Annotated in this window: 20 protein-coding genes; 10 read left to right on the top strand and 10 right to left on the bottom strand. The window is 66.4% G+C overall.

Annotated elements, in window-relative coordinates; all coding sequences use genetic code 11:
- Positions 1–32: 32 nt before the first annotated feature.
- Positions 33–296 carry a helix-turn-helix domain-containing protein gene (locus ACW2Q0_RS16490; RefSeq protein ID WP_062990925.1) on the top strand — a complete coding sequence of 88 codons (264 nt, stop codon included), beginning with the start codon at positions 33–35 and terminating at the stop codon, positions 294–296.
- Position 297: 1 nt separating this feature from the next.
- Here the strand turns inward: ACW2Q0_RS16490 and ACW2Q0_RS16485 are convergent, their stop codons facing one another.
- The gene (locus ACW2Q0_RS16485) at positions 298–561 is read right to left on the bottom strand and encodes a hypothetical protein (RefSeq protein WP_457190972.1); all 264 of its coding nucleotides are present in this window, start codon (positions 559–561) and stop codon (positions 298–300) included.
- Positions 562–791: 230 nt separating this feature from the next.
- The gene (locus ACW2Q0_RS16480) at positions 792–1,685 is read right to left on the bottom strand and encodes a class I SAM-dependent methyltransferase (RefSeq protein ID WP_457190970.1); all 894 of its coding nucleotides are present in this window, start codon (positions 1,683–1,685) and stop codon (positions 792–794) included.
- 517 nt (positions 1,686–2,202) lie between these two features.
- Here ACW2Q0_RS16480 and ACW2Q0_RS16475 point away from each other — a divergent pair.
- Positions 2,203–3,372 (top strand): DUF3089 domain-containing protein, encoded by a 1,170-nt coding sequence (locus ACW2Q0_RS16475; RefSeq protein ID WP_457190968.1) that lies wholly within the window; start codon positions 2,203–2,205, stop codon positions 3,370–3,372.
- A 62-nt stretch (positions 3,373–3,434) separates the two neighbouring features.
- Here the strand turns inward: ACW2Q0_RS16475 and cobN are convergent, their stop codons facing one another.
- Complete coding sequence (gene cobN, locus ACW2Q0_RS16470; RefSeq protein WP_457191203.1) at positions 3,435–7,049, bottom strand: cobaltochelatase subunit CobN; 3,615 nt, start codon at positions 7,047–7,049, stop codon at positions 3,435–3,437.
- 162 nt (positions 7,050–7,211) lie between these two features.
- Between cobN and ACW2Q0_RS16465 the strand changes: the two genes are divergently transcribed.
- Entirely contained in the window at positions 7,212–7,442 is a 231-nt protein-coding gene (locus tag ACW2Q0_RS16465; protein WP_457190966.1) for a hypothetical protein, read from the top strand.
- The gene (gene cobG, locus ACW2Q0_RS16460; protein WP_457190964.1) at positions 7,423–8,607 is read left to right on the top strand and encodes a precorrin-3B synthase; all 1,185 of its coding nucleotides are present in this window, start codon (positions 7,423–7,425) and stop codon (positions 8,605–8,607) included. Before ACW2Q0_RS16465 ends, cobG begins: the two co-directional genes overlap by 20 nt.
- Positions 8,608–8,822: 215 nt before the next feature.
- Here cobG and ddaH read toward each other — a convergent pair whose 3' ends face one another.
- Positions 8,823–9,686: a dimethylargininase gene (gene ddaH, locus ACW2Q0_RS16455; RefSeq protein WP_457190962.1), complete on the bottom strand. Its 864-nt coding sequence runs from the start codon at positions 9,684–9,686 to the stop codon at positions 8,823–8,825.
- 147 nt (positions 9,687–9,833) lie between these two features.
- Here ddaH and ACW2Q0_RS16450 point away from each other — a divergent pair, with 147 nt between their 5' ends.
- The 3 genes from ACW2Q0_RS16450 to ACW2Q0_RS16440 all read left to right on the top strand — a co-directional run bounded on the left by ACW2Q0_RS16450 (position 9,834) and on the right by ACW2Q0_RS16440 (position 12,642).
- Complete coding sequence (locus ACW2Q0_RS16450; protein WP_457190960.1) at positions 9,834–10,271, top strand: Lrp/AsnC family transcriptional regulator; 438 nt, start codon at positions 9,834–9,836, stop codon at positions 10,269–10,271.
- 110 nt (positions 10,272–10,381) lie between these two features.
- Positions 10,382–11,005, top strand: coding sequence for a precorrin-8X methylmutase (locus tag ACW2Q0_RS16445; protein ID WP_457190958.1), 624 nt, complete (start codon positions 10,382–10,384; stop codon positions 11,003–11,005).
- Entirely contained in the window at positions 11,002–12,642 is a 1,641-nt protein-coding gene (locus tag ACW2Q0_RS16440; protein ID WP_457190956.1) for a precorrin-2 C(20)-methyltransferase, read from the top strand. Before ACW2Q0_RS16445 ends, ACW2Q0_RS16440 begins: the two co-directional genes overlap by 4 nt.
- Positions 12,643–12,960: 318 nt before the next feature.
- On the opposite strand, the gene ACW2Q0_RS16435 is transcribed toward ACW2Q0_RS16440, so the two are convergent.
- The gene (locus ACW2Q0_RS16435) at positions 12,961–13,281 is read right to left on the bottom strand and encodes a hypothetical protein (RefSeq protein WP_457190954.1); all 321 of its coding nucleotides are present in this window, start codon (positions 13,279–13,281) and stop codon (positions 12,961–12,963) included.
- Positions 13,282–13,329: 48 nt separating this feature from the next.
- Between ACW2Q0_RS16435 and ACW2Q0_RS16430 the strand changes: the two genes are divergently transcribed.
- The gene (locus ACW2Q0_RS16430) at positions 13,330–13,860 is read left to right on the top strand and encodes a PadR family transcriptional regulator (RefSeq protein ID WP_457190952.1); all 531 of its coding nucleotides are present in this window, start codon (positions 13,330–13,332) and stop codon (positions 13,858–13,860) included.
- Between the two features lie 33 nt (positions 13,861–13,893).
- Here the strand turns inward: ACW2Q0_RS16430 and ACW2Q0_RS16425 are convergent, their stop codons facing one another.
- The 4 genes from ACW2Q0_RS16425 to ACW2Q0_RS16410 form a co-directional block, all read right to left on the bottom strand.
- Positions 13,894–14,643: a cobalt-precorrin-6A reductase gene (locus ACW2Q0_RS16425; protein WP_457190950.1), complete on the bottom strand. Its 750-nt coding sequence runs from the start codon at positions 14,641–14,643 to the stop codon at positions 13,894–13,896.
- Positions 14,640–14,822, bottom strand: a complete 183-nt coding sequence (locus tag ACW2Q0_RS16420; protein ID WP_457190948.1) for a hypothetical protein — start codon at positions 14,820–14,822, stop codon at positions 14,640–14,642. The genes ACW2Q0_RS16425 and ACW2Q0_RS16420 overlap by 4 nt, the downstream gene beginning before the upstream one ends.
- A 243-nt stretch (positions 14,823–15,065) precedes the next feature.
- Positions 15,066–16,295, bottom strand: a complete 1,230-nt coding sequence (gene cbiE, locus ACW2Q0_RS16415; RefSeq protein ID WP_457191201.1) for a precorrin-6y C5,15-methyltransferase (decarboxylating) subunit CbiE — start codon at positions 16,293–16,295, stop codon at positions 15,066–15,068.
- A gap of 17 nt (positions 16,296–16,312) precedes the next feature.
- Positions 16,313–17,068 (bottom strand): SDR family NAD(P)-dependent oxidoreductase, encoded by a 756-nt coding sequence (locus ACW2Q0_RS16410; protein ID WP_457190946.1) that lies wholly within the window; start codon positions 17,066–17,068, stop codon positions 16,313–16,315.
- Between the two features lie 262 nt (positions 17,069–17,330).
- Here ACW2Q0_RS16410 and ACW2Q0_RS16405 point away from each other — a divergent pair, with 262 nt between their 5' ends.
- Positions 17,331–17,741 (top strand): PPOX class F420-dependent oxidoreductase, encoded by a 411-nt coding sequence (locus ACW2Q0_RS16405; RefSeq protein ID WP_457190944.1) that lies wholly within the window; start codon positions 17,331–17,333, stop codon positions 17,739–17,741.
- A gap of 44 nt (positions 17,742–17,785) precedes the next feature.
- Here ACW2Q0_RS16405 and ACW2Q0_RS16400 read toward each other — a convergent pair whose 3' ends face one another.
- On the bottom strand, positions 17,786–18,913 hold the full coding sequence (locus tag ACW2Q0_RS16400) for a M24 family metallopeptidase (protein WP_457190942.1): 1,128 nt from the start codon (positions 18,911–18,913) through the stop codon (positions 17,786–17,788).
- A gap of 89 nt (positions 18,914–19,002) precedes the next feature.
- Here ACW2Q0_RS16400 and ACW2Q0_RS16395 point away from each other — a divergent pair, with 89 nt between their 5' ends.
- The gene (locus tag ACW2Q0_RS16395) at positions 19,003–19,974 is read left to right on the top strand and encodes a 5'-3' exonuclease (RefSeq protein ID WP_457190940.1); all 972 of its coding nucleotides are present in this window, start codon (positions 19,003–19,005) and stop codon (positions 19,972–19,974) included.
- Positions 19,975–19,976 lie beyond the last annotated feature (2 nt).

The raw sequence follows: 19,976 nt of genomic DNA, 5'->3' as shown, positions 1-19,976 counted from the left end.
CGGTATTTAAATACCGCCCATAGTCTGGTCGAATGGTCCGACTTCCGCTGACTCCCGCCCAGGTCGAGGCCGGTCGCCGCCTCGGAGCCCGACTACGGGCCGCGCGCGCCGATCGCGACCCAGCCCGGATCGCCCGGGCCGCCGGAATTTCACCGGAGACGCTGCGCAAGATCGAGACCGGACGGCTGCCAACGCCCGCCTTCGGGACGATCGTGTCGCTCGCGGCGGCCCTGGAGATTCCGCTCCAGGAACTCGCCGATACCTGGCGCTCGGCAGGCCTCGCGGAATCCGCCTGACCTACACGCGAGTAATCGCCAACCCGACCGATCCGTCCGCGCCCTTGAACAGCGTGTGCAGGCGAATCAGCACGGTGCCGATGATCCCGTACTTGCGCGAGACGAGGTCACGCACCCGCTGCGTCCGCGCCGCATCCAACACCTCGGTCTTGCCCGCGAACTTCTCCTCGCTCTTCGGGCGGCCACGGCCGTCGGATATCTGCAGGGTCACCGCCGGATTGCGGCGAATCCGCTTGACCTTCCAGATCTTCGAGTTGGTCCACACGACGATCTGTTCGCCGTCCGGAGGCACCCATACCGGGGTGCCGACCGGGTGCCATCCTTCTTGTAGGTGGTCAGCAGGACGAAACTGCTGGTGCTCACTTCGTTCCAAGTCATACCGAAAACGGTAGGTCGGGGCGATGTCGGCGACATCCGTATGCCGACAGACTCGCTCCCACGCCTGGTGATGTACCGAACCGAAACGGGGGCGCGCCGCAGGCACGCCCATCCGGATCAGATCGGCTTGACGGCTGTCAGATATCGCGTGCCGTCGAACATTTTCGCCAGCGGCTCCGCGACCGGTGCCATAGGACGGTCGTAGCGTGTGGCCAGTTCCTGCATGCCCAGGGAGGAGGTGGTCCAGCCGAGGGCGGTGAGCAACTCAGCCGGATCGGTGCGTTGGTCGGTGTAGAACAGTGACGCGAGGTCGACCTTGCCGAACGGGGTGTCTTTCAGGATCTCCGCCTCCTGGTCGGCGATGCCGACGATATCGACGCCCGCGCCGATGGTCTCTGCCGCCAGCCGGCTACCTGGTGCCGAAAGCTGACCGATCCGCTCGAACAAGGCATCCTGCGCGGCGCCTGGTAGGTATGGCAGCAGCCCTTCCGCCGACCACGCGGTGGGCGAGGTCGGATCGAAGCCTGCCTCGACAAGTGCCGCGGGCCAGTCGTAGCGCAGATCGACGGCCACCTCGCGTCGGTCCGACCTCGGCGCGGTGCCGGATTCGGTGAGCACCTGACGTTTGAACTCCAGCACTTTGGGCTGGTCGATCTCGAACACGACCTCGCCCGCCGGCCAATCCAGCCGGTGGGCCCTGGCATCGAGCCCGGCAGCCAGGATCACCGCCTGGGTCACCCCGGCCGCCGCCGCGCACAGGAAGAATTCGTCGAAGAACCTGCTTCGATATCCGATGAACCCGGAAGTGAACGGGATCTGCGCCCACAGCGTCGGATCGGCGATCAGTCGCTGCATATCCGAATCGCCTGATGCCACCACGAACTGGGCGGCGTACTCGTCATGGACGAGGGCATCGGGCCGTTTCGTCTCGATAGCGCGTGCGGCCGCGACGCCGAGTGCGGTCATGCCGACGCTGCTCACAATGTCCCAGCTATCGCCTTCAGTACGCATAATCGCTGTCCCCTCGAAGTGTCCTGATTGCCGTGGCCGATAAGTCGGAGTCCGGGATTGCGCTCGAGCGAGGAAGCGGGAGCCCTCTTGCCGGCGTGGCAAATGTGCTGCTGTCGATGGGTAGAGCTGGCTACGAATTCGATCATACGACCGCGTCTTCGGAACACGGCCACCGCGTGTGGATGGTTGGCAACGCTCCCGGTGCTCGACAGCCCCCGATTCAACCTGCGCCTCGACCCGACAGAATGCGGGCACCAGCACGGACAGCATCCCAGTCGGTGCAGATGCGTCGGCTCAATGCTCGGGGCAACCAGGTTCGCCGGTCCTTGTTCCGACACTTCCCTCGACCGACACGACTTGAACCACACTGACTCGTCACGCGCCCTGGTACCGTGCAACCCGCGGATTTCTGGTTCACTCGAAACCCACTGTTCACCAGGTCAAACGGATCGCAGCCCCCAACATGCGGGAATCAAGAAGCATTTCGAATCGGAGGTTTGTGGTGAAGATGTCGACGGTGCGCCAGATTGCGAGCCGACACCTGCCGTATGTACAGCCCCTGGCTCGTAGCCTGCTCGTCATCGCAGCGTCGATCGCCGTGGTTGCGGTCGGCATTCCCGCCCATGCGCAGCCCCCCAGCCCGGTATGGCTGTGCCACCCGGACATGAGCGCCGATCCGTGTGATCTTGCGTCCGACACCACTGATCTCGCGACCGGGCAAACCACGCCTGCCACGCCGGTAACCGAGGCCGACCAGCCGGTGGACTGCTTCTACGTCTATCCCACCGTCAGCAACCAGATCGCGCTCAACGCCGACCCGGTCGCCTCGCCCGAGGTGCGGTCGATCGCCCGGTTCCAGGCAGCCCGATTCTCCAGCGTGTGCCGGGTGTTCGCGCCGTTATATCGGCAGGTGTCGTTGCTGGGCCTGGTGCCGGCGATGCTGGAACACAATCTTTTCGACACCGGCTACGGCGACGTGCTTGCCGCATGGGACGACTACCTGGCTCATGACAACAACGGCCGTGGCGTGATCTTCATCGGCCACTCCCAAGGCACCGCGATGCTGCGCAAACTGTTGCGCGAACAGATCGACCCGAACCCGCAACTGCGAGATCGAATGGTGGGCGCGTTCATGATGGGCGGAAACGTCACCACTGCCCGCGGCTCGGCCACCGGCGGCGACTTCGCCCATATCCCCGTGTGCACCCAACAGGGTGAAGATGGCTGCGTCACCGCCTATTCCACGGAATTGCTCGGAGTACCGTCGTTGTTCGGCAACAGCTCGGTGGATCTGGTCTCGGCAGCGACCGGGCTGCCGCACGGCCCGGACTACGAAGTAGCCTGCACTGATCCGGCTGTCCTTGCCGGTGACGACCGCCCGGTCGGCATCACCGTACCCAGCGAGCCGTTCTCCTTCGGCATCGTCTCCGTGCTGCTGGGATACAGCACCTTCCCCCAACCGATGCCCACCTCATCATCGACCTGGACCATCGGCAAGGGCCGCGGCACCGGGCGCTGCGTCGACACCAACGGATTCCGCCGATACCGCATCACCATGACCGTCCCCGAAGCGATCAACGAACTCCCGCTGCTGAACACCCACCTGCTCGACATCAACTACGGATACGACCGGCTCATCGACATTGCCCACCAGCAGACCCACACCTGGACAGAGGCCAACCGATAGCCGGGGTACGTTGCAAGATCAAATAATTCGAAATACCAAGGAACTGCGGTATTGCTTTCCGGCTATTCCAGTTCGCCCTCGGTCTCCAGGTAGATCTGCCGCAATCGGTCCAGTGTTACCTGCTCCGGATGCTCCCACAACTCCCGTTGCGCTGCCTCCAGCAGCCGCTCGGCAATGCCGTGCAGCGCCCACGGGTTGGACTGCTCCATGAACTTGCGGTTCACGTCGTCGAAAACATAACTCTCCGCGAGCTGTTCGTACATCCAGTCGGCCACGACATTGGTGGTGGCGTCGTAGCCGAACAGGTAGTCGACGGTGGCCGCCATTTCGAAAGCGCCCTTATAGCCGTGGCGGCGCATCGCCTCGAGCCAGCGCGGATTCACCACTCGGGCACGGAAGACGCGGGAGGTCTCCTCCGAGAGCGTGCGGGTGCGCACGGCGTCGGGACGGGTGCTGTCGCCGATGTAGGCCTCCGGATTCTTGCCGGTCAGCGCGCGCACGGTGGCGACCATGCCACCGTGGTATTGGAAGTAGTCGTCGGAGTCGGCGATGTCGTGTTCGCGGGTGTCGGTATTCTTGGCGGCCACCGTGATCCGGCGGTATGCAGTGCGCATATCGTCGGCGGCGGGTACGCCGTCGAGGTCGCGACCGTAGGCGAAGCCGCCCCACGCGGTGTAGACCTGCGCGAGGTCGTCATCGGTGCGCCAGCTCTTGGAGTCGATCAATTGCAAAAGGCCCGCGCCGTAGGTGCCGGGCTGGGAGCCGAAGATGCGGGTGGTGGCGCGGCGCTTGTCGCCGTGTTCGGCGAGATCGCGCTGAGCGTGTGCGCGAACGTAATTCGACTCGGCGGGCTCGTCGAGGTCGGCGACCAGGCGGACCGCGTCATCGAGCAGCGCGAGCACATGCGGAAACGCATCGCGGAAGAAGCCGCTGATACGGACCGTGACGTCGATGCGCGGACGGCCCAGCTCCGCGAGCGATATCACCTCCACAGTGGTGATGCGCCGGCTCGCCTCATCCCAGACCGGGCGGACGCCCAGCAGCGCAAGGACTTCCGCGATGTCGTCGCCGGAGGTGCGCATCGCGGAGGTGCCCCACACCGACAACCCGACCGAGCGCGGGTATTCACCGTGATCGGCCCGGTATCGATCGAGTAGAGAATCCGCCATGGCCTGCCCGGTTTCCCAAGCCAGTCGGGACGGGACCGCCTTCGGGTCGACCGAATAGAAGTTCCGACCGGTCGGCAGCACATTGATCAGGCCGCGCAGCGGGGACCCACTCGGCCCGGCCGGGATGAAACCGCCGTTGAGCGCGTGCAGGATTCGCTCGATCTCGATGCCGGTCTGACGCAGGCGGGGCACGACTTCGGTCGCGGCGAAGCGTAGTACGGTTCGCACCGCGGCGAACGTCGGGTCGGTCGCGGACGGCCTCAATGTGTCGACAATGCCGTCGACGGCGTCCGCCGACCAGTCGGCGGCTTGCAATGCGGCGAGCAGCTCACGGGCCTGGGTCTCCACCGCGTCGACCCGCTCGCGCACCTCGACACCGGACTCGTTCAGTCCCAAGGCTTCCCGCAGACCGGGCACATTCCGTTCACCGCCCCACAGTTGGCGCGCGCGCAGCATCGCGAGGACCAGGTCGAGTTCGGTCTGCCCCGCCGGCGCCTGTCCGAGGACGTGCAGTCCGTCGCGGATCTGCACATCCTTGATCTCGCACAGCCAGCCGTCGACGTGCAGCAGCATGTCGTCGAAGACATCCTCGTCGGGGCGTTCGGCCAAGCCGAGGTCGTGGTCCATTTTGGCCGCGCGCATGAGCGTCCAGATCTGCTGGCGGATGGCAGGCAGTTTGGCCGGATCGAGGGTGGAGATATTGGCGTGTTCGTCGAGCAGCTGCTCCAAACGCGAGATATCGCCGTAGCTTTCGGCACGGGCCATGGGCGGGATGAGGTGGTCGACGAGGGTGGCGTGGGCGCGGCGCTTGGCCTGGGTGCCCTCGCCCGGGTCGTTGACCAGGAACGGATAGATCAGCGGCAGCTCACCGAGGGCGGCGTCGGTGCCGCAGGAGGCGGACATGCCGAGGGTCTTACCGGGCAGCCATTCCAGGTTGCCGTGTTTGCCGAGGTGCACCATGGCGTCGGCGGCGAAACCGTCCGGCGCGGCGATCCACCGATAGGCGGCGAGGTAGTGGTGGCTGGGGGGCAGATCCGGGTCGTGGTAAATGGCGACCGGGTTCTCACCGAAGCCGCGCGGCGGCTGCACCATCAGCACGATATTGCCGAAACGCAGTGCGGCGATGACGATTTCGCCCTCGGGATCGGCGCAGCGATCGACGTAGAGTTCGCCGGGCGGCGGGCCCCACGCTTCGATGACGGCCGCCCGCAGATCCTCGGGCAGGGTGTCGAACCAGCTGGCGTACCGGTCGGCGCCGATGCGGATCGGGTTGCCTTCGAGCTGTTCGGCGGTGAGCCAGTCGCGATCTTGACCGCCCGCGGCGATCAACGCGTGAATCAGTGCGTCGCCATCGCGTTCCGCGAGTCCAGGAACCTCGCTCTCGTCGCCGAGATCGTAACCGGCCATGCGCATCTCGGTGAGGAGCCGGATCGCGCTGGCCGGGGTGTCCAGGCCGACGGCGTTGCCGATGCGCGCATGCTTGGTCGGGTAAGCCGACATCATGATGGCGATGCGGCGCCGTTCGGCCGGGATGTGGCGCAGCCGGGCGTGCCGAACAGCGATACCGGCAACCCGGGCCGCGCGCTCGGGATCGGGCACATAGGTGGACAGTCCGTCGGCGTCGAACTCCTTGAAGGAGAACGGAACCGTGATGATGCGGCCGTCGAATTCCGGGACCGCCACCTGGGTGGCGACGTCCAGTGGAGAGAGCCCGTCATCGTTGGCCGCCCATTGGGCGCGGCCGCTGGTGAGGCACAGACCCTGCAGAATCGGTACATCCAGCTCGGCCAGAGCCGCGACATCCCAGGCCTCGTCATCGCCACCGGCCGATGCGTTGGCGGGCTTGGTGCCGCCCGCCGCGAGCACGGTTACCACCAGTGCGTCCGCGGTGCGCAACGTAGCGAGGAGTTCCGGCTCGGCGGTGCGCAGGGATGCACAGTACAGCGGCAGGGCCTTAGCGCCCGCGTTTTCGATTGCCGCGCAGAGGGCTTCGATGTAGGCGGTGTTTCCGGCGAGATGCTGTGCGCGGTAATAGATTACGGCGACCGTCGGCGGATGCTCGGCGGCTGGATGCACGCTTGGTGTGCGCTCCAACCGGCCCCAGCTCGGCAGTTGCGCCGGCGGTGCGAAGCCGTGACCGGTGAGCAGCACCGTATCCGAGAGGAAGTTGTGCAGTTGACGGAGGTTTTCCGCACCACCCGCGGCGAGGTAGTTGTGCGCGTCGGCGGCGACACCACCGGGCACCGTCGAACATTCCATCAGCTCGGCGTCAGGTGCGATCTCACCGCCGAGCGCCACCATCGGCACCCCGCTGTCGCGCACCGCCGCGAGCCCGTCCTCCCAGGCACGCTTGCCGCCGAGGATCCGCACGATCACCAGATCGACGCCGTCGAGCAGCGCGGGCAGGTCGTCGACCAATAGCCGAGCCGGATTCCCCCACCGATATTCCGCACCGCTCGCACGCGCGCTCAACAGGTCGGTGTCAGATGTCGACAGCAGCAAAATCACAGGTGGCAGCCCTTCCTCGGGTGACGCGCCCATCGGTTACAGTGCTCGCCGGAGAGGGTCTGGCTTTCGACAGTGGCGCGACCGCACCGGAGTTCCACCGGTTTCCTCATCGCCCGCCGAGCAACCCAGATGCTACCGCGTGACCTCCAATCCGATGATTCGGTGACATCCCCCTTCTCGGGTATGGGTTTCCGCATCGTCCGGGACGTCTTCCCCGCACCCAACCAAGCCGCAGCCGCGCCGCTCGGGCGGGGAGCGATCGGCGCGGAGGGGCATGGTGCCCGCGACGTGCTCGGACTGGACCGTGACTCGGCGGCTCGGACCTCGCGGCCGTGCCCGGTGCATTGCCTCGGGGTCGTAGGCTGGGTGGGTCATGACGCGTTCGAATCCTGATTCCTGTCCCGGTGTGCGGCGGCTGCATCAGGCCGCCGATGGGCCGTTGGCCCGGATTCGGCTGCCCGGTGGGCGGTTGGAGCCGGGGCAGTTGCTGATTTTGGCCGAGGCTGCCGTCGAACTCGGCGACGGGAATATCGAGCTCACCTCGCGGGGCAATGTGCAGTTGCGACAGGTGCGTGATGCGGCCGCGCTGAGTGAGCGGTTGGCGGACGCCGGGCTGTTGCCGAGCGATACGCATGAGCGGGTGCGCAATATTGTCGCCTCACCGCTCTCGGGTCGGATCGGTGGTTGGGCCGACGTGCACGAGCTCGTTGCGGCGCTCGACACGGGTTTGCGCGCCGCACCGCGGTTGGCCGAACTGCCCGGCCGCGTGCTGTTCACCCTCGACGACGGCCGCGGCGATATCAGCCGACTCGGTGGCGATATCGGTGTGCATGCCACGGACTCTGGCGAATTCGCGCTCGTGCTGGCGGGTAGTGATTCGGGCATCCGAGTGTCCCGGTCCGACGCGGTGCAGGTGATGTTGGCCGCCGCACACGCCTTCCTCGATGTGGGCTCGGGTCGATGGCGACTGTACGAAGTCGACGAAGGTGCGCGACGCGTGATCGACATCCTCGGCCTGTCCCCCGGCCCCGAACGCCTGGAATTCGATGCCGCCCATGACATTCCGATCGGCTGGCTCGGCCAGGACAATGGCCTGGTGAGCCTCGGCGCGGCCGTTCGCCTCGGCTCCTTGCCCGCCCGCATCGCCGAATTCATCGCCGCCATCGAACGCGCTATCTTCATCACCCCTTGGCGCAGCCTGGTGATCACCGATCTCGAGGAATGGCCCGCCGAACAGGTCGTCCGTGTCCTCGCCCCGATGGGCCTGATCTTCGACGCCAGCTCCCCCTGGCTCCTGGTCAGCGCCTGCGCAGGCCAACCAGGCTGCGCGAAGGCGCTCACCGATGTGCGCGCCGACGTCACCGCGGCCGTAGAGTCCGCTCGGGTATCGGCCCCCAGCGCGGTAGCGGCCCCGGGCGCGACCATCGAACTCCGCAGCGCCGACGATGTCGTAGTCGCCGGCCGCCAACACTGGTCTGGCTGTGACCGCCGCTGCGGACGTCCTCGCGGCCGGGTGACCGACATCGTCGCCACCGAGAACGGCTACCGCATCAGCTGACATCCCCGGCAAGCACTGCCCAAATCGCCACTGATCTGGCGCCTTTGTGCGGCACGTGGCACGGCGAGGACAGCGCCCGACTCAGGAGAAGCGTTCCGATGACGGCCGGGCAGCTCGCGCGCTGAGGAGATCGAGGCGATTCGGCCGAGCCGGGTCGCTGCGGCTGGCGCACCGAACTCCCATTCCGACCGAATCCTCCTGCAGCGCGCACGAACTCAGGAAGCCACCGCCGTCGGTGCCCTCCGCGGATCCTCATGCAACTCCAACGTGCAGCACTTCACCCCACCACCGGCCTTCAACAACTCCGACAGATCGACGCCCACCGGGTTGTATCCCTGCGCACGCAACTCCGAAGCGAGGTTGTCGGCCCTACTACTGATGAAGACATTCAGCCCATCGGAAACACCATTCAGCCCGAGAACCACCGCGTCGGCATCGGTGGCGAGGATCGCGTCTGGATAGAACTCGGCCAGAATTGCCTGACTCGCCGCGCTGAAGGCCGGCGCGAAGTACGCGACGTTGGTGTCATCGAGGACCATCAGCGCCGTATCCAAGTGATAGAAGCGCGGATCGACCAGTTCGAGCGAAACCACCGGCAGCTCGAAGTACCGCTCGACTTCGCGGTGCGCGGCAATCGAACTCCGGAATCCGGTCGCGGCCAGCATCCGCTCACCGACGAGGAGGAAATCGCCTTCGCCCTCATTGGTTTCCTGCGCTCCGACCAACTCCACCAGACCCTGCTGCGCGAACCAGCGGTGATACGCCGGACCTTCCGCAGCCCGCTCGGCGTGGGTGAACCGCGCCGACATCGCCCGATCACCCACGATCAGGCCGCTGTTCGCGGCGAAAACCATATCGGGCAGACCGGGCTCCCCCGGCACCACGTCGACGCGATGGCCGTAGTGCTCGAAAGTCGCGCGCAACGTCTCCCACTGCGCCAGCGCCAGCGCGCGATCGACAGGCTCCCGCGGATTCATCCACGGATTGATCGAGTAGCAGACATCGAAGTGGTCGGGACGACACATCACGAACCGGCGTGGTGATGGCTGCCGCGCGGGCGCGATTCGGAGGGTGGTCACAAAGTTCAACGTGTCTCCCGGAGGTAGGCGCGGATCGTTCCCCTGACACGAAGGTAATTCGCCTAGTATTGCGTCAGAAATAACGATTCATTGCGCATGATCGACTGAATTCGGCGAATCATTGCGTTGATCGAGGGCGGGTGCGGCGTGGACGACATCGACCGGCAGATCCTTGGGTATCTGCTCAGATCGGCGCGTGCCTCGTTTCAGGAGATCGGTGCGAACGTCGGACTGTCCGCGCCCGCGGTGAAGCGCCGCGTCGACAAGATGGTCGTCAGCCGCCAGATCACCGGATTCACCGCTCTGGTCAACCCCGCCGCCCTCGGCTGGACCACCGAGGCCTACGTCGAGGTCTACTACCGCGACAACATCACCCCCGCCGAACTCCGCCGCAGCCTCGAACCGATCCCCCAGGTTGTCGGCGTCTGGACCATCGCAGGCGAAGCCGACGCCCTGGTCCACGTCATGGCAACCGACATGGCCGAAATCGAATCCACCGTCGAACGCATCCGCGAAAACACCCGAGTAGGCCGCACCCGCAGCTCCATCGTCATGTCCCGAATCCTCGAGCGCCCCCGAACCTGATCCGCCGGAGACGCATAGATGCAGGTGGCCTCTCGGTCGGGGTTCACCGCCACCATCGCATTCTCGACCCGCGCCGAGGAAGGGGAAGCAGGGCTCATATGGTGGTGCGCATGTCCGTTTATGTCACTGATGGGGCCGAGATTTACCGGCGATCGTTCGCGATGATTCGGGCGGAGGCGGATCTGGGTAGGTTTCCGCAGGATGTGGCCCAGGTGGTGGTGCGGATGATCCACGGTTGTGGGCAGGTGGATCTGGCCGAAGATGTGGCGTTTTCGGAGGGCGTGGTGGCGGCGGCGCGGGGAGCGCTGCGGGCGGGGGCTCCGATTCTGTGTGATGCGCAGATGGTCGCGTCCGGCGTGACGCGCAAGCGGCTGCCCGCAAACAACGACGTGATCTGCACCCTCGCCGATCCGCGGGTACCGGAACTGGCTGCGGCAATGGGCAATACGCGCTCGGCCGCCGCGCTGGAGTTGTGGCGTGACCGCCTCGAGGGCGCGGTGGTCGCCATCGGGAACGCACCGACGGCACTGTTCCATCTGCTCGACATGCTCGATGCGGGTGCGCCGCGACCGGCCGCCATCCTGGGTATTCCGGTCGGCTTCGTGGGCGCCGCCGAATCCAAGGATGCGCTGACCGAATTCGGCGGGGTCGAATATCTGACGGTACGTGGGCGACGTGGTGGCAGCGCGATTACCGCGTCGGCACTGAATGCGATTGCGAGCGAACAGGAATGAGCAACGGGAAATTGTGGGGGGTCGGACTCGGCCCCGGTGATCCGGAGCTGGTGACGGTGAAGGCGGCGCGGGTGATCGCCGAGGCCGAGGTCATCGCCTTCCACAGCGCCCGCCACGGCCGCAGCATCTCACGGGGCATCGCCGCACCGTATATGCGCGCGGGCCAACTCGAAGAACACCTGATCTACCCGGTGACCACCGAGACGACCGACCACCCCGGTGGCTATCAGGGCGCCATCGACGAGTTCTATGAACAGGCCGCCGAACGCCTGGCCACCCATCTGGCGGCGGGCCGGTCCGTGGCGTTGCTCGCTGCGGGCGATCCGCTGTTCTACAGCTCGTATATGCATATGCACCGTCGGCTGGCCGACCGGTTCGAGGCCGAGATCATCCCCGGCATCACCTCGGTGAGCGCGGCCTCGGCCGCCCTCGGCACCCCGCTCGTCGAGGGTGAGCAGGTGCTGACCGTCCTACCGGGCACCATGCCCACCGATGAACTCACCCGTCGCCTCCGCGATACCGACGCGGCCGCCATCATGAAGCTCGGCCGCACCTATCCCGGCGTGCGACAAGCCCTCTCGGACTCCGGCCGCCTCACCGACGCCTACTACATCGAACGCGCGAGCAGTACCCGCGAGCGGGTGCTCGCCGCCGCCGACGTCGACGACGCGGACGTGCCGTACTTCTCGATCACCCTCGTCCCCGGCCCCCAGCCCACAACCTCACTGCGCCTTGCGAATTCGACGCAAAATCAGCAGCCCACCGTCGATCCGACGACCACCCCGATCCCGAACGCAACCATCGACGCGAGCGGCGGATCCGCGGCGGACCGCGCCCTCGTCGCCGGACCGCAGCCGACAGCTCCCCTGTCCCGCCCGAATCCGGCGCGAAGTCATGGCGAAGTCGTCGTGGTCGGGCTCGGCCCGGGCTCCCCCGACTGGACGACGCCGGAGGTCACACGCGCGCTCGCCGATGCCACCGACCTGGTCGGCTACACGACCTACATCAATCGGGTGCCCGCGCATCCCGGTCAACGCAGGCATGCCAGTGACAACCGAGTGGAATCCGAACGCGCCGCCATGGCATTGGACCTCGCGAAGCACGGGGCGAAGGTGGTTGTCGTATCCTCGGGTGATCCCGGGGTTTTCGCGATGGCGGCGGCGGTGCTCGAGGAATCCGCCGATCCACAGTGGCACGGGGTGCCGGTGCGGGTGCTGCCCGGGCTCACCGCGGCCAATGCCGTCGCCAGCCGGGTCGGCGCGCCGCTCGGCCACGATTACGCGATGATTTCGCTCTCGGATCGACTCAAGCCCTGGGAAGTTGTCGCGCAACGGCTTTCGGCTGTCGCCGCGGCCGATATGGCGATCGCGATCTACAACCCGGCCTCGAGTCAGCGCACCTGGCAGGTCGCGGCGATGCGCGATGTGCTGCTCGAGCATCGCAAGCCCCATACCCCGGTGGTGCTCGGTCGCGATGTCGGCGGCCCCACCGAATCGGTCCGTGTGGTCACCCTCGCCGAGTTGGATCCGGTCGAGGTCGATATGCGCACACTACTGATCATCGGTGCGTCGACCACCGCCGTCATCGAGTCCGACCAGGGCACCAGGGTCTACACTTCGCGCCGCTACCAGCGCTGATCCGGTTGCGCAGGAGACCGTAAAACATTGCGGAAACGGGTTCGGCCAAGCTGAAGACATCGACAACAGCGGGCCGGACGGACCGCGACAACCATGATCTGCACCTGTTCGTCAACCCGAACGCGATCGGCGCGGGCCTGCCGGTCTTCCGTGGTATCACCCGACTCGACCTCGTCTGCGCCACCGGATTCGAGTGCGGAGTGACCGAGCTGCACTATCGGCCGAAGAACGCCTGACCGCAGCCGCGACCAGGATGCCGATCAGCGAATTGATCGGCATCTTCTCCGCCGCTGCATTCACCGAAGCCGAAAGCGCCTGTCAGGCGCGATCGTTGCGCGCCACGAGCGCCAGGCATCCCATCGCCCCCGGACCAGCGACCGCGAACATCATCGGATACCCCAGACCACGAGACTGGTGTAGAAATGCCAGGAGAACGGTAATACCGAAACCGAGGTAGCTCACCGAATAGCACACCGAGGTCAGTCCGGCGAAGTCGTCGGGACGGGCGATGCGTTCCATCTCCTGCAGTCCGGGACCAACCCAATCCATGACCGGCACCGAGTACGACAGCGGTGACGATAGCGCCAGCGCCAGCGAAACTACCCCGGCACGGGCGGCGCGACGAGGACCCGTGGTCAAGTCGTATAACATTCCACTATGGAACGTTAGAGCGAAGGGAGCAGCACGTTGACGAATACCTCGACACAACGCAAATCGCTGAATTCCACGGCGGCGTCGCTGCTCGGATTTCTGCACGACGGTCCGATGTCGGGCTGGGATCTGGTCACCCAGGCCCAGGACCGGATCGGCGATTTCTGGACCATTACCCAAAGCCAGGTCTACCGGGAACTGGCCGCCATGGACGCGGCCGGACTCGTCGAGAAAGGTGTGACCGGGGCGCGCGAGCGCACGCCGTATCAGATCACCGACGCCGGTCGCGAAGCGTTCCTCGAATGGATCACCCGCGATCCCGGCGCGGAGACCATTCGGGTGCCGCTGCTACTGACGCTATCCTTCGGCGGGCACGTCGATCCCGATCACCTCGATCGAATCATCGCCGCCAACAAGGAAATTCACAAGCAGCGCCTCGACCGCTACCAAGCCGGAAGCCACACCGACATGTCCCCTTATCAGCGGGCCACGCTGGAATTCGGTATCGGGTACGAGCGCACCGTGCTGGCCTGGTTCGACCGACTGCCGGAACTCCTCGGCCGCTGAACACGGCTCGGGCGCAAACCTGAACCTGGTCGATTACGAGCTACCGGATGCGATATCCCGCAACCACTTCCATGCCTCGCCAGCGGTTTCGACGACCACCGCATCCGGCGGCAACTCCGGACGATCGACGACGACCACGGGAAGGCCTACCGAGCGAGCGGCGTCGAGTTTGGCGTCGGTCTGGTCGCCACCGCTGTCCTTGGTGACCAGCACCTCGATCCGGTGTCGCGTCAGCAGACGCTGCTCATCCGCAGGTGTGAAGGGCCCACGAGCGAGTAGTAATTCGTGATGCGGCGGCATGGCGCCGGTGGGCGGATCGATGGCGCGGATCAAGAACCACTGCTCGGTCAGGCCCGCGAAGGCGGCAACCCCCTGACGGCCGATAGTCAGGAAGACGCGCCCCCCCAGCTCCGAAACCGCCTGCGCGGCCGCGTCGAGATCGGGCACCCGGACCCACCGATCGCCAGGCTGTTCGGACCAGCCCGGCCGCCGCACATGCAGTAGCGGCAGGCCGAGATCCGTCGCGGCACCGGCCGCATTCACACTGATCGTGCCCGCGAACGGATGGGTCGCATCGATGACGACAGCGATCTCGTTATCCGCCAACCACTTCCGCAGGCCCTCGACACCACCGAAACCACCGATCCGAACCTTCCCCTCCGGCAGCAGTGGGTCGCGAACACGACCGGCGAGCGAGGAGACAATGTCGAATCCTCGCTCGCCGGCGGCGACGTGGGCGATATCCCTGGCTTCCCGGGTGCCGCCCAGAATCAGGGTTTTCACGGCTGCCCGCTGCAGTAGGCGATGCCTGGGTTGATCGGGTTCGGACGGCCCGCGATGAGCGGGCCGATCAGCGCACCCACCGGCAGATCGATACCGCAGAGGGCGCCGGACGGACCCGCTGCACTACCGGTGGCCGCAACGGCCATTATCGCGGTGGCGGCGAACTTCTTGTACTTCATCGATCTCCCAACACAGCCGATTTGCGCTGCGATCGTGAGCCCTGACCATATCGTCGGCTCCCCTCCATATCCCAGCAAACCCGATTCCGGTTCACCGACGGTTCCAGCCGAGGGGGCTGCCTGGGACAGGTGCGCGCGCTCAACGCTGCACCCGCGGTCAAAGAACTGCCGTCCGGCGGGTAACCGCACTGAACCTGCCACTGATTCCGGGCACGATCCCCTGGGCGGCGGCAGGGCGAGGCTTCAGACCGATTTCACAACTGTCCACTGGGTGACCGGCAATTGCGGGCGCCAGGTCGTAAAGTTGCCAAGTGCTTCGGCCCGGTAAATCTGGAACTTCCGCAGTTCCCCACCGTACGCGGCGACGCACTCCAGCAGCAGCGCTTCGGATTCCGCGGTCACCGCATTTGCCACCAAACGACCACCTTGACGCAAATGCGACCAACATGTCTCGAGTACGCCATCCTGGGTGAGCCCACCACCGACGAAAATGGCGTCCGGAGTCGCTGATTCGGTAGATTTTCCGGTATCGGTGCGTATATCTCCACGCACATCGATCTGCGGAACACCAAGGGCGGTGGCGTTGTCGGCGATCTGCCGCCGCCGGTGTTCGAGCCGCTCGAAGCTCACCGCCCGACAGCTCGGATGCGTGCGGCACCATTCGATCGCGATACTGCCCGAACCCCCGCCGACGTCCCAGAGCAGTTGCCCGGGCGCGGGTGCCAGCGCGGCCAATGTCAATGCCCTGACCTCGGACTTGGTGAGCTGACCGTCACCGCCGAAGAGGTCATCCGGCAGGCCGGGCACCCGCGTCGCCCGCGGGTGTTTCGGATCGGCGACGCAGTCGATCGCGACGATATTGAGCCGATCACCCGCCGCAAGCTCCCACCCGGTCGCGCGATCGCGCACAACCCGTTCGCGCGGGCCGCCCAACTGCTCGAGCACGGTCAACGTCGACTCTCCGAAACCATTGTCCCGCAACAGTTCCGCGAGCCGTCCCGGTGTGTGCTGGTCCGCGCTCAGCACCAGTACCCGCCGCTGGTCCGCCAGCTCGGGCAACACCGTCTCCACCGGCCGCCCCACCGCGCTCACCACCGGAGTTTCCGCCAACGCCCACCCCAGCCGCGCGCAGGCCAGCGATGCCGATGACACCTGCGGAAATACCCGCAGGCGGCCCGCCCCGAACAGGCGCGCCAATGTCACGCCGATGCCGTAGAACATCGGATCCCCGCTGGCCAGCACGCATATCTGCCGCCCGGTCTGGTCGGCGAATATTCCTGGCAGTGCGGGGACCAGAGGCGAAGGCCACTCCCGCCGCGCCACCGTGATGTCCTGCGGAATCAGCTCGAGTTGCCGCGCCGACCCGAATACCACCTCGGCATCCGAGACCGCTGTGCGCGCGGCATCGCCGAGCCCACCCCACCCGTCGGCGCCGATGCCGACGACAGCGATCGGCGGCCCAGCCCAAGCGATCGTCACCGCGCCCCCGTTCACCGCGGCATCCGACGCCAGATAGGTTGGGGCAGTAAGCGGATCGCGAAGATGACCAGACGCAGGATGCCCGGGACCCAGACCCGACCGGCACGGCGACGCAGACCGCGCACTACCGCTTGCGCCACCTGATCGGGGGTACTGGACATCGGGGCCGGATCCATGCCCTCGGTCATCCGTCCGATGACGAACCCACAACGCAGCAGCAGCAGGTGAACGCCGCTGCCGTACAAGGCATCTGCGAGACCGCTGGCGAAGCCGTCGAGTCCCGCCTTCGCCGAACCGTAGACGTAGTTGGCTCGCCGTACCCGCGCGCCCGCGAACGAGCTGAATACGACGAGCTGCCCGCTGCCCTGTGCGCGCAGCAGATTCGCGAGGATGGTGAGGACGCTGATCTGCGCGAGGTAATCGGTGTGCACGACCGCGATGGCATGTGCCGGATCGCGTTCGGCGCGCGCCTGATCCCCGAGCACCCCGAATGCGACCACCGCGACGCCGATGCGCCCGTATTCGGCCGCCATCTTCTCCAGAAACGCGGGATGACTCGCGGTATCGTCTGCGTCGAACTCGACGGTATGCACCGCCGTGGCCCCGGCGGCCGCAACCGCCGCACTCTCCCACGCCAACTCCGCGCCGCGCCGCGCCGCGAGTATCACCACCCGTCCCGGCGCCAGCCGCCGCGCCACCTCGAGCCCAATCTCACTGCGGCCCCCGAGTACCAGCACCGACCCCTCGGCAATTCCACGCGATCCCATGCCGCCAGTCTTTCACCCTATCCCGATACACCGATCCGCCAGGTCAGACGATCTCGAGCTGATAGGACGCCTCGCCCCAGAGGCCGCCCGGCGAGCGGCCAACTGGACATCGGTGCTCTGCATCCCCGACCCCTCGATTGCCGATCTCGGCGGTCAGAATATCCGAGCATGCAGCAGAACTGGAACGAACCAGTCGGTACCGAACAGCATCGACTCGGTAGGTGCCGGGGATGAACGCTGCGCGTACCGCTACCGTCAGGGCATGCCGACCAGCACTGCACCGCTGTCCACTGCCGCACTCGAATTCGTCGCCGAGCGACACCTCGCGACCTTGACCACCCTGCGCGCCGATGGCACGCCGCATGTGGTCGCGGTGGGTTTCACTTGGGATCCGGAGGCCGGGATCGCGCGGGTGATCACCAATGACGGCTCGGTGAAGGTGCGCAATGTGCGGCGTTCCGGTTACGCGGCGGTGAGCCAGGTCGACGGAATCCGCTGGATCACCTTGGAAGGCCCGGCCACCGTGCTCGACGATCCGGACAATGTCGCCGAAGCGGTCGACCGATACGCGGGCCGCTACCGAGTCCCCCGCGAGAACCCGACCCGCGTCGTGATCGCCATCAAAGTCCAGCGCGTACTCTCCAGCAGCACCCTGACCCACATCCCGGCCTGAACCTTCACAACAGACCTCGCCAGCACCCCAGGAGCGCCGGCAGCTCAGAGCACCGTCAGCCCGTGCGGCCGCTGATTCATCGACTCGTAGCCGTCCTCGGTGACCACAACGATGTCCTCGATCCGTGCGCCCCACTCACCGCGGAAGTAGATGCCGGGTTCGATGCTGAAAGCCATGCCGGGTTGCAGCGGCATGCTGTTGCCTTCGACGATATAGGGTTCCTCGTGGACCGAGAGGCCGATGCCGTGGCCGGTGCGGTGCACGAAGGCAGGGCCGAAACCGGCTTCGGTCAACAGGTTTCGGGCTGCGGCGTCGACCGACTCGGCGGTGACACCGGGACGGACCGCGGCGACCGCAGCGGCTTGTGCGCGCTCCAGTTCCCCGAATTGCGCGGCCACGGTCGGTGCGGGCTCACCGAGGACGTAGGTCCGGGTCGAATCCGAGTAATAGCCGGGGTCGACCGGGCCGCCGATATCGATCACCACCACATCCCCGGCTTCGATGCGACGGCCGGAGACGCTGTGGTGTGGATCGGCGCCGTGCGGTCCGCTGCCGACGATGACGAAGGCAGCCTCGGTATGCCCCTCCTCGACGATGGCCGCCGCGATATCCGCGCCGACCTCTGCCTCGGTGCGCCCGACGCGCAAGAATTCGCCCATCCGCGCATGCACCCGGTCGATGGCCGCACCGGCGCGGCGCAGTGCCTCGATTTCGGCCTGGTCCTTGATCATTCGCAGTTCCCGCAGCACCGGTGTGGCGGAGGTGGGCAGCCCACTGACCGATTCCGCCAGCGGCAGCAGATGCAGTGCGGGCATGGCATCGGTGACCGCGACCCGCGAGCCGACGTGCAGCGACGACTTCACGAGCTGATACGGATCGACGCCGTCGACCCAATCCAGCACCTGCAGACCGAGTTCACCCGCGGCCGAACCTTGCAGCGACGCCAACTCCAGCTTCGGAATGACCACCGACGGGGTGGCGCCATCGGCCGGGATCACCAGACAGGTCAATCGCTCGAAAGACTCCGCCGCCGAGCCGATGAGATAGCGCAGATCCGGCCCCGGCGTGATCAGCAGTGCATCCAGATGAGCGGCGCGCATCAACTGCACCGCCCGCTCGAGTCGATCACCGTAGACATCCGCCGCGAATCGGGACTCCGTGTGCGAGCTCATACCGTCCGACGTTACCCGCCACCGACAGCAACCCGAATGCGAATACCGATCACCTGAGGTTGTCGTTGCGTACAGGTAGCCTCAGCGGCGTGAACACTGCGACTTCCGGTGGGCCCCTGCTGTTGCTCGATGGCGCGAGCCTGTGGTTCCGCGCGTTCCACGCGATTCCGGAGAAGATCACCGCACCCGACGGCCGATCGGTGAATGCGTTGCGCGGCTTCACCGATATGGTCGCCTCGCTCATCACCAAACACCGGCCGAGCCGGTTGGTTGTCTGCCTCGACATGGATTGGCGCCCCGCATTCAGGGTGGCGCTGGTGCCGACCTACAAGGCCCACCGCCTCGACACCGCCGCCGATGCCGCACCCGGCGCCGAGGACGTGCCGGACACCCTGACCCCGCAGGTCGAGATGATCCTCGACGTGCTCACTGCGGCCGGCATCGCCACCGGCGGGGCGGCCGGACTCGAGGCCGACGACGTGCTCGGGACCCTGGCGACCCGTGAGCGCACCGATCCGGTAGTGGTCGTCAGCGGCGACCGGGACCTGCTCCAACTCGTCCGTGACGAGCCCGCACCGCCGATACGCGTGCTCTACGCCGGACGCGGCCTGGCCAAGGCAGAACTGTTCGGCCCCGCCGAGGTCTCCGCGAAATACGGTGTGCCACTGGAGAATGCGGGCCCGGCCTACGCGGATATGGCGACCCTGCGGGGTGACTCCTCCGATGGCCTGCCCGGCGTCGCCGGGGTCGGCGAGAAATCCGCCGCGATGCTCATCTCCCGCTTCGGTTCCCTTGACGCGCTCACTGCGGCCGTCGACGACCCAGCCGCCGACCTGGCCCAGGGCATTCGCGCCAAACTCCGCGCCGCCGAAACCTACCTGAAGGCCGCCGCCCCGGTGACCCGGGTCGTCTGCGATGCCGATGTGGAACTGTCCCGCCCGGATACTCTCCCCACGACCCCCGCCGACCCGAACCGTCTCAGCGAACTGGCCGGCGCCTACAACGCCGAGAGCCCCATCACCCGCCTGATCACGGCACTGACTTCCGCGCATTCGGCGTAACC

It is taken from the genome of Nocardia citri (assembly GCF_054065835.1).
The sequence above is the reverse complement of the archived record's forward strand: the minus strand, read 5'-3'. Positions and strand labels throughout refer to the sequence as shown.